The 12,063-nt window shown below is 32.6% G+C and carries 11 protein-coding genes and 1 pseudogene; 2 read left to right on the top strand and 10 right to left on the bottom strand.

Going from position 1 to position 12,063, the window contains the following annotated elements:
• Positions 1-574: 574 nt before the first annotated feature.
• From PB01_RS09250 to PB01_RS09230, 5 genes and pseudogenes are all read right to left on the bottom strand, one after another.
• Positions 575-925, bottom strand: a complete 351-nt coding sequence (locus tag PB01_RS09250) for an Imm32 family immunity protein (RefSeq protein WP_151699943.1) — start codon at positions 923-925, stop codon at positions 575-577.
• Between the two features lie 147 nt (positions 926-1,072).
• Positions 1,073-1,577 (bottom strand): annotated as a pseudogene (locus PB01_RS09245) (DUF3885 domain-containing protein).
• 213 nt (positions 1,578-1,790) lie between these two features.
• Positions 1,791-2,552: a DUF4184 family protein gene (locus PB01_RS09240; protein WP_151699942.1), complete on the bottom strand. Its 762-nt coding sequence runs from the start codon at positions 2,550-2,552 to the stop codon at positions 1,791-1,793.
• A 747-nt stretch (positions 2,553-3,299) separates the two neighbouring features.
• Positions 3,300-3,944, bottom strand: coding sequence for a uridine kinase family protein (locus tag PB01_RS09235; RefSeq protein ID WP_151699941.1), 645 nt, complete (start codon positions 3,942-3,944; stop codon positions 3,300-3,302).
• A gap of 168 nt (positions 3,945-4,112) precedes the next feature.
• Entirely contained in the window at positions 4,113-4,739 is a 627-nt protein-coding gene (locus tag PB01_RS09230; protein ID WP_151699940.1) for a Type 1 glutamine amidotransferase-like domain-containing protein, read from the bottom strand.
• Positions 4,740-5,913: 1,174 nt separating this feature from the next.
• Here PB01_RS09230 and PB01_RS09225 point away from each other — a divergent pair.
• Positions 5,914-7,055 (top strand): IS3 family transposase gene (locus tag PB01_RS09225; protein ID WP_151699939.1). Its coding sequence is split into 2 segments (ribosomal slippage): positions 5,914-6,160 and positions 6,160-7,055, totalling 1,143 coding nucleotides; the frame shifts between segments, so codons are not numbered across the junction.
• Positions 7,056-7,272: 217 nt separating this feature from the next.
• Here the strand turns inward: PB01_RS09225 and PB01_RS09220 are convergent.
• On the bottom strand, positions 7,273-7,941 hold the full coding sequence (locus PB01_RS09220; RefSeq protein WP_151699938.1) for a hypothetical protein: 669 nt from the start codon (positions 7,939-7,941) through the stop codon (positions 7,273-7,275).
• 305 nt (positions 7,942-8,246) lie between these two features.
• Between PB01_RS09220 and PB01_RS09215 the strand changes: the two genes are divergently transcribed.
• Positions 8,247-8,465, top strand: coding sequence for a hypothetical protein (locus tag PB01_RS09215; protein WP_151699937.1), 219 nt, complete (start codon positions 8,247-8,249; stop codon positions 8,463-8,465).
• Positions 8,466-9,070: 605 nt separating this feature from the next.
• On the opposite strand, the gene PB01_RS09210 is transcribed toward PB01_RS09215, so the two are convergent.
• The 4 genes from PB01_RS09210 to PB01_RS09195 all read right to left on the bottom strand — a co-directional run bounded on the left by PB01_RS09210 (position 9,071) and on the right by PB01_RS09195 (position 12,002).
• The gene (locus tag PB01_RS09210) at positions 9,071-10,117 is read right to left on the bottom strand and encodes a DUF4030 domain-containing protein (RefSeq protein WP_151699936.1); all 1,047 of its coding nucleotides are present in this window, start codon (positions 10,115-10,117) and stop codon (positions 9,071-9,073) included.
• Positions 10,098-10,628, bottom strand: coding sequence for an RNA polymerase sigma factor (locus tag PB01_RS09205; RefSeq protein ID WP_225986235.1), 531 nt, complete (start codon positions 10,626-10,628; stop codon positions 10,098-10,100). The genes PB01_RS09210 and PB01_RS09205 overlap by 20 nt, the downstream gene beginning before the upstream one ends.
• Before the next feature lie 264 nt (positions 10,629-10,892).
• Complete coding sequence (locus PB01_RS09200; RefSeq protein ID WP_151699934.1) at positions 10,893-11,201, bottom strand: hypothetical protein; 309 nt, start codon at positions 11,199-11,201, stop codon at positions 10,893-10,895.
• Between the two features lie 393 nt (positions 11,202-11,594).
• On the bottom strand, positions 11,595-12,002 hold the full coding sequence (locus tag PB01_RS09195; protein WP_225986234.1) for a hypothetical protein: 408 nt from the start codon (positions 12,000-12,002) through the stop codon (positions 11,595-11,597).
• Between the last annotated feature and the right edge of the window lie 61 nt (positions 12,003-12,063).

The raw sequence follows: 12,063 nt of genomic DNA, 5'->3' as shown, positions 1-12,063 counted from the left end.
TTCGTCTGTTCTTTTCCACAAGAAAATTCTCACCATATTTAGTTTTTCAGCCATCCGGCATATCCATTGGCATACCTTTTCCTTGAGGAGTGGCTTCAGCCTTTGTTCTGCCGACTTCACCTGAGCTTCAGACCCCATAATCTGTCTATTATGACGCATGCAGGAGTATCAATGGGATAGTTTCAAAATACGTGGTTTTTTCATTCCTATCCTCGGTTATAAAGTTAGGATTTCCGAAGGAATCCCTTGTATTTTCACACATTAGTGCTTATAACAAAACTTGTCGCGCTGCTGCGTTAGTTCAATAAGATAAAAGAGCTGTCTGATCTGCTCAACGATTTTCACTAAAGCACCCGTTAGCCATCCATGAAGCGCAAAATCAGCGCTTCACCACAGAGAATGAAAATGGTTAGAGGAGTCAATACTAGTAGTCCACCGAAATCAATAGACTTATTAATATCCGCTCTCCTCTTTTTTTACGATTAAGCAGGGGTCTTCTTAAGTATTGTCATTTTTCTTTCCTTGAAGAAACTAATTTTCATGGTAGTTTAAGTACAATGTTTCACAATCTCAATTAAACCTCTTCTTTTGTATATTCAGTAAATGAGTCGAAATCTCCACAACCCAAGATAAGTTCACAACTCTCTGGGTGAAGCATAATCCCCTTAGATTGGACTACATATTCTTTGTTTATTGGTTCTATATGAAAATGTTTACTATCCTTATATTCGTGTGCTAACCGTATTAACTCAGTACCTAATCCGAGTAAAGCATTTTTACTTAAAGTAATTTGTACTCTACAATTCTGCGTTATTTCATCCCCACTCATATCCATAACGTTTATTAAAGCAATGTTATCTCCTGTCATTTCGAAATCTTCTTCATTATCTACATCGCTAGATAAATCAATAATGTATTCAGACATAATTAACCCCCATCCGTTCTGGTATATGTTTAATTTCCCTATTTTCTTGTTAAATTAAACTACATCTTTAGTTGAACAAGAAAAAAGAAGATTATTTACAGCAAAATAATCTTCTACTAAAGCCTCCGTTACAATAAGGATTAATTCTTATTTAGACACTTTATCTATTGCATCCTTGTCGTAATTTAATATCCAATCATTGTATGTATTATAAATGTCTCGTATATATTCAATTGAGGTAGCAAGCAAATCACATCCTCTATCATCGTACACGTGAAAAATGGTTCTCCTTTTGATATTTAAAAAATATATCCTATGAAAAATACTTGGTTGGATTCCTAAATCCTGATTGCATACTGCCTTTAACAATGAAACATATTTCATATCAGATGCTTTGCATTTAAGAGTAAACCTATGGGTTTTATATTTTTCTTCTTCATCATCCTCTGGGAAAATATAAAGCATTTCTGCATGCTTCAATTATATAAGATTGATTTTTCATAGACATAGGGAGAAAAGATCCTCGCTTTATGCTTATAGGTTTTTCCATCTCCAAAATCGTTCACATCTACAACAACAAAAATTTCCAAGGACTTTTTTCGTAATTGTATTCTCTATCCCACTCCACCCCTAATTCGAACCGTATGCCAATTTCCCAGTTATATTACAATGGTGGTCTAAGGTTTAAGTTAGCGAAATTCTCATTAATATAGTCATTTAAAAGCATAGCCACACCTCATTATGTTTCTTTAATTTTACCATTCCTTCTTCAACTAAACTGCTGTGTTAGTTTAAGTGTAACATTTCACATTGTACATAAAACAAGAGCATCATTTTTGATGGTCTTGTTTTACTAAAGCACCCATTACTTTAATAAAGGATCTCCTGTCTTTGCTCTATTAAAGTGATTAAAATATAATGAAACAACTAACAAACTAATCAAAGCTGAATCTATTATTCGAACAACAATAATGCCATAAAATTCAATCGAAACTCTATCAATGAAATACCATAAACAAAACAAAAGTGCAGTTAACAATGTTATTCGACCCCAATACTTGAATTTTTGTTTCGGTCTTGTAGTCTCATTACTATTACATCTACTCCTTGCTGTTCGAAAGTACATATATACTATAATCACAGTAGTACCAACTATTGTGCTACCGTGCTGAAGAAACTTAAAGATTGGGATATTAAAATCAAAAATATGAACAGTATAAGAAAGGATTGATAAGTTTGTCACCATAAATCCTCCAAAATGAGTGAACGAATCCCAGACTACATGGGTTAGCATTCCAAATAATGCAGAAAACAAAAATACAAATATTTTCAACAAACTGGGTGAACTTGTTTTTTGATTATATGTATCTTGCAATACAGATGGCAAATGACTAACTAAGGTCCTATGTATACATATTTGATAAATAAAATGAACGACTACTAAGATAGGAAGATTAAAAGCTATAAATCCAAAGAATGTATGACCAATCTCACCATATGGCTTTCCTCGTAGAAAATACTCAAAATCAGGTGACATGCTACCTAATACCAATGCAAAGAAATTAACATATTTACTATTTCTTGAAAAAGGTAAAACTACTGCTGGATGAGCAAAAGTCAACGGCATTTAATTTCACTCCTAGAATTTGATTTCAAAAAACATCTTTTCACATTTTTATTATAGCAAAGCCTTACTTCACTAACCTGCGGCGTTAGTTCAACAAGCAAAAAGGCTTTACTCCTTCTGGAAGTAAAGTCCCCGTTAGCCATCCATGAAGCGCAAAATCAGCGCTTCACCACAGAGAATGAAAATGGTTATAGGAGTCAATACTAGTAGTCCACCGAAATCAATAGACTTATTAATATCCGCTCTCCTCTTTTTTTTTACGATTAAGCAGGGGTCTTCTTAAGTATTGTCATTTTCCTTTTCTTGAAGAAACTAATTTTCTTGGTAGTTTAAGTGCATTTTTTCACAAATTTGTACGCTCTAATTTCCAGTAAACCAAATCTAAAAATCATCAATAAATGCATTCAGTACAAGAAGTATAATCCCTAAAACAACACAATTTTTTACAATTAATACACCTATTTCGTTATCACTTTTATCGTCTTTATTTCCTCAACACTGTTGTTTTATCTTTCTATATACACCTTGAATTTTTTTTTGCTTTTGGATTTTATCTTGTTTGTTTTGGGTCATTCCTTTATCCTCCTAAACAATAGCAATGCTAATATCATCTGTTTAATAACTATTTCTATGTTCTTACTAAAGAAACCTCTTTGTTCAACCAAACTGCTGCGTTAGTAAAAAAGGCTCTACTCTTTATTGAAGTAAAGTCTCCGTTAGTTTAAGTACACTATTTCACAAAACAAATTAATTAAAACAACTTTTTTCAAGTATATAGCTTTCATTTGAATTTTTTAAAACTATATCGAAATTTTGATAGTAGGGATGCATAAATAAATCATATTGAATTCTACGCTCTTCATGAGATTTTCTTAAATAATTTATATCTGTTCCTCTTTCAGAAACATCACGTATACCCCTTCTCATCAGCTCGGTTTCCCCATCTGTATGTAAGTAAACTTTTAGATCATACAAATTGGGATCTGTAAAGGCAACGGTCATACCTTCTATAATATTTACTTTGTTTTGTGAAGAAATTAACTTACTCTCTGTATAATTTGTGCCTATTGTATAAAAATCTAAAGCATCTCTCACCATTTGTACATCTCTCTCTAAAGCATATATATTATGAGCAGCAGGATGACAGGCTGTCATTTTATCTTGATGGTGTTGATTCTTATATTCATAGTTAATTAAAGTGTACTTCCTAAGATGAGAGCCGATGATATATGGGTCCGTATTGATATAATTCACATCTTCATCTCCCAGAAGTTTTATAAGATTATGGGCAAACGTTGTCTTTCCAGATGCACCAGGACCCGAAATTCCAATGATGATTTTTTCATTCTTACTGTTAACCAAATTGACTATCTTATTTAGAACTTTCTCCATTTTTTTCCTCCATTAGCTTTATTGATTTAAGTACATTAACAGAAGTACTTAACTCCATTACTCATTAAAAAAAGCAGGCACGAAATGCACACGTTAGTTGAATAAGAACAGAGACGCTTATTAAATAATCGCACCCTATTGCGGAACTTTTTAGAATTTGGGATTAGGCTATTCAATTATGATTACTTCTCCATCCCTCAATGCTTTAAATAGAATTTTATTCTCGATCATAAATTCAATTGCTCGGTCCATATCGTTAGATTCTTTGTAATCTGATTTATAATGTGGGGCAATTACATAATCCAAAATGCATAAACCTTCCCATATAGCTTGTTGTTCATTTCCATAAGGTTTCTGCTCAGGTTCGTCTGCTAAGTGTATGCCTTTTAAAGTTGGTCCAAGGATACAACCACCTGCACTATATCCCCCATATAGAATATCTCTTTTTTCTCTATAATATTTTTTAATGATTTCATCGAAACCGCTTAATCTCATTGCTTGTGCAAGAACAAAAGTATTGCCACCTCTTACCCAAATAATATCGTATAGATCAAGCTTATCTTTCAACCCTTCGTGGTTATCGAAGTACATTTTCAAGTCTAAAATATCCACTGTGAAACCTATTCTTTGCAGTTCACTTACGTCTGCAACATCACTTTTATTTTTTCTTTCTAAATCAGTCGCAAAGTCTAACGCATTATTGATATATGCAACTTTTTTATTCCCATTTTCCGTTAATTCGATTAGTTTCCGTTCTTCATTTCCTATTTTAAAAGATGAAAGATAAAATTTCATAATGTCCCCCTTATTATGTATTTCAATTGCTCACTATTTAAACTTCCATTTTCTTCTAAATATCCCGATTATTGAACACAAGTTAAACAACACTCTTGTACTAAACGTTAGTAATAGGTAAACGTTTGAAGTTATCTCTGGCTTTTCCCCTACTCCGCACGGAACGTGCCAGTTTCCAAGCATTCCGCGTTCCATCTAACGATGGTATTATTAATTATAAGTTTCAAGTTACTCTTCATCGAAGAGCTTGCACTGTGGCATCATTCTTATATGAAATGATGTTCCCACGTTCTTACCAGACCGGTGCAATGCACAGTTGAAAAATAATTATTACCTATCGCTAGACTTGGGGCTGTTCCTCCACCTCCATTACAGAGGTTTCACTGGTCGTACCCCTACCCTCATAAGGACAAATGCATTTCGCCATTTAGCTTATAGCAACCGTTTCGGGTGACAGCCCTTGATCCAACGTTCCTTATTTTCCAAGTACCTTATAACCTAGCTATCTTTTTCTAAACTTAGGTGCTTCCTGTAAGCCTATGAGCTGGATACCGCCATTGTTCGGTATAACGTGTTTCAGAGCAGCAATTTTTACTCCACGTCACTCACCCCATCGTTGGATGGTACACAAGTTTCCTTATGCTCTAACTTTAGACCCGTACATTCGGAAGTTCGTCTGTTCTTTTCCGTAAGAAAATTCTCACCATATTTAGTTTTTCAGCCATCCGACATATCCATTGGCATACCTTTTCCGTGAGGAGTGGCTTCAGCCTTTGTTCTGCCGACTTTACCTGAGCTTCAGACCCCATAATCTGTCTATTATGACGCATGCAGGAGTATCAATGGGATAGTTTCAAAATACGTGGTTTTATCATTCCTATCCTCGGTTATAAAGTTAGGATTTCCGAAGAAATCCCTTGTTTTTTCACACATTAGTGCTTATAACAAAACTTGTCGCGCTGCTACGTTAGTAAAAAGGCTTTACTCCTTATTGAAGTAAAGCACACCATTTGTTAAAGTATCTACTTGTTTATAAATAAAAAGTGCGTCATAACAATAAATGTAGGTTACTGGATGCTGTGATATTTTTTAAAATAATTGAATAGTCTACACTTAGTTGGACAGTAAAATTAAGGGCAAGTAGAATAATAGATAACAAGAAGGAGAATCTACTATGTCCAGTAAAAGAAGAACGTTTTCTACAGAATTTAAAAAACAAGTGGTGGCCCTATATGAAAATGGAAAAAGCCGTCAAGATATTGCCCGAGAATATGAATTAACCGCGTCTGCTTTAGACAGATGGATTACTCAATTCAAACAGTCAGGCTCCTTTAAAGAGAAAGACAACCGATCTTCGGTTGAGCAAGAACTGATTGACTTGCGTAAGAGAAATAAGCAACTCGAAATGGAAGTCGACATTTTAAAGCAAGCCGCGCTGATCATGGGACGAAAATAGATGTGATTCAAGAAAATCGTCACAAATATTCTGTATTAGCAATGTGTAAAGTCCTAAAAATAGCTCGTAGTACTTTTTATCATGACACGGGAATAGCCATTCAAAAAGAACAAGAAAAGCTAGCTGAAGAGCAAAAATTAAAAGATAAAATAGTAGTGATTTTCGAAGAGAATCGTAAAGTATATGGAACCAGAAAAATAAAAGATGCCTTAAAAAAAGCTGGTTTAACAGTCTCTAGACGACGTATTGGTCGATTGATGGACGAACTAGGAATTCAATCGAAATATACAAAACCATCCTATAAACCAATGTCTACCCCTCCAAATGAAGAATCAGTTCGAAATGTATTAAATCGAGCATTTAACGTGGATAAAGAGATGTCTGTGTTAGTAAGTGACTTAACGTATGTGAGAGTAGGAGGAAACTGGAATTATATTTGTTTTTTAATCGATTTATATAACAGAGAAATCGTCGGGTATAGTGTCGGAGAACAAAAGGACGCAGCTCTAGTTCAGCGTGCCTTTAAGTCTGTTAGATATCCTCTGCAAAACGTAAAAATGTTCCATACAGATCGTGGATCTGAATTTAAAAATGTTGGTATCGATGAATTATTAAGTACATTTAAGATTAAGCGATCTCTAAGTCAAAAAGGAAATCCTTATGATAATGCGGTGGCAGAAGCGACTTTTAAGATTTTAAAAACAGAACTCATCAACGGATCGCACTACCCTACCCTTGAACAGCTGTCTCTTGAACTTTTCGATTATGTCAATTGGTACAATAATATCCGGTCGCACAGTAAACTGGGTTATCTAAGTCCGGTCGCTTATAAAATCTTAGCCCTTAATAAAGTTGTTTGATTTAGTGTTGACATACTACTATCCTTGTTCAACTAAAGGATAACCGAAGTTGAAATTGATGATGAATTTCTAAACAGCTTTAATAAAATTAACGTTGCATTGAAAGAGGAGTCCCCAAGTAATTATTCTTTTAAAAATATGAAATTGCACAACGGGGATCTTTTCTTTGAAAGTAGGTTAAGAGAACAAGAAAATACTTAAGCAAATATATGTTTCGTCATTTATAAATAACAATTCCGCCATATAGATAGATAGGTTTATCTTGTTTATTGTTAATTAATTGTATGGAATAAGAATCCTCTAATTCAAAATCTTCTAGAGGTACAATTAATGCCCCTAGATAATTTCCGATTTCAATTTTTCTGATTTTATTACCTGTAGAGTTTTCTAAGATAATTGACATAGATTCAAACTTTTCTATTGGTTCAATAATTATACTTTGAGGTTTACTAAAAGCTTTATTATTTCTCCCAACAAATATATTTTTGTTAAATGAAAAACTATGGAGTACATAAAGTTTAAACTCATTTGATTTTGAAAGTTCTTTTACCTCTTCTTTGATTTCTTCTGGTGGATTGATAATCAAACCATTTTCATCAATAAAGTCTGCAAATATTTCTCCATCTTCATGAGCCCGTTTATAGAGTTTCGTGTCAATTAATTGTTTTTTGATTTGTTCTTCAGAGTAGGATTTGACCAATCTATCGTTCTCATCAAATAAGTTCATATAAGATCCTTTTAGAGTATTTGATAGATCTATGGAATACTTATTAGAATCTTCAACTTTACTATTACTATTTATATTATTGTTTTCCTTATTTATAATAAGAATAATAGATATAGCCAGAACTAAAAGTATTAATAATGTAGAGTATTTTTTTATCACAAGAAAATTTCTCCTATCATTCTAGATTTTTTTCATTATATTAAAATTAGAACACTTATAACATTCTAATATTGGGAATAATAGAAAATATTTCTATGAATAAATTTTAGCTTAGGAAAGGCTATTGAAAAAGAGACAAGATTTAGAAAATTAAATAAGGAAGTGCTATGATTGAAAAATTTATTGGTTTAACTTCTCTTCTATTGTTTGGAATTATGATTGTTCCTTGTTCTGAAACAGAAGAACTATTAACAAGAGCCGATGTAAAAAAAGTTAATGAATAAGGAATTTATGAAGATGTTATTATGATTACAGATAAAGATAAAATAGATTTGATAATCAAGACTTTAGAAAGAATGAGTTGGGAACTGGATGCAGAAGTAGAAATGGCGATAAAAGAAGGTATATTAGCTAACATATTATACACTTTTGATAAAAATAACCCTGTGAAACTTTATGAATATAGATTTTGGTTTAATAAAAATGAAACGGTACAATTATCAGTACCAATGAAAAAGAATTAATTCACTAAGAGTAATATAAGGTACCAGGTTCTAAAACAACTCTGAATTGTTATAGAACCTGGTACCTATCGTTTTAAATTATACATATGCTTATCTAGTGTAGAGTCAGCTATTCCGCCAAGATAGTTTCCTCGGATATTCGAAGGCCTTTTTTATCCGCTAATAATTCCCAATCCTTTACGATAACTTTATTTAATAGAGGTACTTCAGCTTTCCTAGTTTTAATAATGGCTTTATAGTAGTTACATCCGTGTGACGAATATCCAAGTAAGTTAATTCTTTTAAGTTTTCAAGTGGAGTTAAATCCGATACTTTTCGTTTTAAAAATTATTAGACGTTCTAAGTTTTTCATCTCGCGAACAATTTCTAGTGATTCTAACTCCATATCCTTTAAATTTAAGCTTTTTTAGTATATTGTTACTTATTTCCCCTGTTAGTTTAAGTACAATTCTTCATAAACTCTTTTAAATAGTCATCTGTCCGCTGTGTTAGTACAAACGAATTGTTTAACTGCGAAAAAATTTACTTTTCAAGAGTGAAATACAGATAGCTCTGTAAATAACTAAAATGAGACACCCCCTATAAGTACAGTGTTTGGCTCATATTTAGTTTGTTATTTTAACAAATGGTTTTTCATTCTTTAACAATAATTGAATCGTATAATTGTCATTTTGAATTTGCTCTTTCGTTTCTGGTAAAGCAAAATATTCTTGTATAGCCAATTCAATTTCTCGAACTATTTCTTCAGAAGGTAATTCATCCAAATCTGTTTTAATCCAAACATAGGAATGCCCTTTCTTCACTTTATAAGATACCCCCGTCAGCTGATAAATCGATTTTCCTGCCATCGCATCATATATATCAGATGCAATATATGCCCAACGATTATCTTGTCGACGATGTTCAAAGTTGAAAGTATTTACTTTAATATCTTTTACATCTAAATTCTGAGATTCTATTTCTTTTTCGATATCCGCAATAATTTCCGTTGACTCTTGAATATGGTCAGGCATATCAATTGTGACAGTGTTTGAAAACCATGATTTTGTAAGGCCCGCTAATTCAAAATCCGCTTCTTTAGCATATCCATACGATGCAAATACTTCCTTCACAATCTCACGTACCTTGTTAAAAAGACTTTCATCCCACGGCTTGTTTGGAGGTGCTTCAGTTGCTTCTGAAACTTTTATTTCATATTTGTCATAGCCATTTTCATATAGATAATTCTTTATCTTTGGTTCAAGGTCATCTGTTGCCTTTTTCAATGTAGAATCTTTCAAAATGAGTGAAATTTCAATTGTATTTGTTGATGGTATTATCCCAATTGAATTCACCTTATATCCTTCCTCTTCGAGTAATTTAACCAGTTGAGACGTTAAATCGGAATTATGTTGTCTATCAGAAAAACTAGGAGTAATAGATATTGGTACAATTTTTGCAACAAGACTAGCCATCGTTGATGAATAGAAAGGCGACATTATTAAAACAAAGGTACATATCGCTGTTATAATCCAAGTATAAGTTCTCATATTACGTTTTTTGCTTATTTGTGTATTCTGCAAAATTTTATTTCTTAATATACTTTTGGATTCGTCTTTCATTTTTAGTTCTTGTTCTAAATTACTAAATTGTTCATCTAAGAAAGATTTCATTGGTAAACCCTCCTTTTATCAATTCATTTTTAAGTTCCGCTAAGCCTCTTTTTAAAGTCATTTTCACTTTACTTTCAGACCAGTTTAGAACGAGGGCTGATTCTGCTGTAGAGAATTCTTTTAACATCCGTAAAATGATTACATGCCTATAAGTAGGCTTTAATTGTTGAAGCGACCTATATAATTGTTCAGTTTGATCATTCATCGCTACGATTTGTTCAGGTATTGGTTTGTAGTCTTTCTCTGCCATTGTTAAACCCAAATAATGGTGTAACGGGTGTTTTTTCCGATAATAGTCTTTTGTCACATTAAAAGCGATAGAGAATAACCACGTTTTCACAGTAGATTTCTGTGCAAATTTGTGTTGATTTTTATAAGCTTTTATAAAAGTCTCTTGTGTTAAATCCTCTGCTTGTTGATAATCTCTCACCATTAACAGTGTATAAGTTAAAATGGATTCTCCATATTCATCAAACCATTTATGTACTTCTTCTTGTTCCAAACTGTTCACCTCTTTCTATATACTTAGACGCAATTTAAAATGAAATCGTCACATTTTTAACCAATTAATTTCAAGAATTGAAATTAAAATTATCATCTCAGCAAGATTAATAATTAAACAATCAAAAAGAGCATTAATCCCTTGTTGGATCAACGCCCCTAGACCTCTATGAATTAAGAAAAATCTCCAACCCCCAACGACACTTATTGAACTGACCAGCCTTGTTCTACTAAAGCACTCCGTTAGCACAATAAGAAAAAGAGAAAACAACGGTTATTTAACTGTAAAGTTTATTTTAGAAATCGATTGCTTTTCAGGTTCGTAATATTCTTTTTGATTATTTAATTCGTCTAAAATAATAAAGGTGCTTAGTAGATATTCCCCGCTATCCGCTTCTTCAAATTCCATACTTTCTTGGTTCAATAACTTCTTATTCCAACGAAACTCTTGTTCAATTGTTTCATAAGCCCCTAATTCCACCAGAACAAAATCATAGAATGAACGCCCTTTGATATTTGGTATATCTTGATTATTATTTGGATTTAGTAATTGCGATAACATTTCACCTTTTCGTTCAACCATTACGGCTGATATCCCTTCATCTATATCTTTTGGAATTGGTACAAAAATTTCTCTCTGTGTATCATTGTGGTTTGTTAACGTTACTTTAGCATTAACTTCATCATCAGACGATATTTTTTGTTTATTGATGGTTAATTTTAATTCTATCCCTTCGATTTCATTGGATATTGAGTTTTCAGTTGATGAACAAGCAGAGAGAGTAATTATTAAAAAGGAAAAAGTTAATAATATACTTACTCAATTTCATTTTTTATACCTCCTTTACTTTTTGGAACATTAACTTTACTCGAAACAAGGACATGATTTTCTATCAATAACTTGCGACGTTAGTGAAAAATAGTCTCCGCTTATTGTAGAAAGGCACCCGTTACATGAAACAATGTATATATGTAACTATTTATATTTGTTATCCGTAGTTAATTGTTCTAGAGTGTTCCATTCAACAATTTTTTCACATTCTTCTCCATTAACGCTGAAGCTGATTTTAACCCTTCGTTCACTATCTTTTTTTACATCTCTCATTGAAAATTTGAACACAATTTTTCCTTCACCATTGATTTCTAAATTGTTGATGTCTTTTAACTCCCCTACATCTGATTCACCATGTATCCCAGACTGCTTTAATGGGTCAGCACCGAAAATTTCATACTTTATACCATCTTCCCCGTATGTAATAGGCTTTTCATCTCTTTTAATCAACTCTAGGGACTTAATTGTCACAACCGATTCGCCTGTCCATTCAATTGGAACAACAAGATAATAAGTTTCATTTGATTTTAAGTCGAATCCAAAATTAATCAAAAGGAATTCACCTGTTACAGCCTTCTCCTGATTACTATAACCTACTACTGTAAACAAAAAA

Origin of the sequence: Psychrobacillus glaciei (genome assembly GCF_008973485.1) — a bacterium.
In the GTDB taxonomy this organism is placed as follows: Bacteria; Bacillota; Bacilli; order Bacillales_A; family Planococcaceae; genus Psychrobacillus; species Psychrobacillus glaciei.
Note: the sequence above shows the minus strand (reverse complement) of the source record. Positions and strands in the feature narration are given on the sequence as shown.

Bases quoted from the DNA above. Each gene is read 5' to 3' on its own strand.
- PB01_RS09240 (WP_151699942.1), bottom strand. From the start codon at position 2,552: ATGCCGTTGACTTTTGCTCATCCAGCAGTAGTTTTACCTTTTTCAAGA.
- PB01_RS09210 (WP_151699936.1), bottom strand. From the start codon at position 10,117: ATGAAATCTTTCTTAGATGAACAATTTAGTAATTTAGAACAAGAACTA.
- PB01_RS09200 (WP_151699934.1), bottom strand. From the start codon at position 11,201: ATGGTTGAACGAAAAGGTGAAATGTTATCGCAATTACTAAATCCAAAT.
- PB01_RS09235 (WP_151699941.1), bottom strand. From the start codon at position 3,944: ATGGAGAAAGTTCTAAATAAGATAGTCAATTTGGTTAACAGTAAGAAT.
- PB01_RS09250 (WP_151699943.1), bottom strand. From the start codon at position 925: ATGTCTGAATACATTATTGATTTATCTAGCGATGTAGATAATGAAGAA.
- PB01_RS09230 (WP_151699940.1), bottom strand. From the start codon at position 4,739: ATGAAATTTTATCTTTCATCTTTTAAAATAGGAAATGAAGAACGGAAA.
- PB01_RS09215 (WP_151699937.1), top strand. From the start codon at position 8,247: ATGATTACAGATAAAGATAAAATAGATTTGATAATCAAGACTTTAGAA.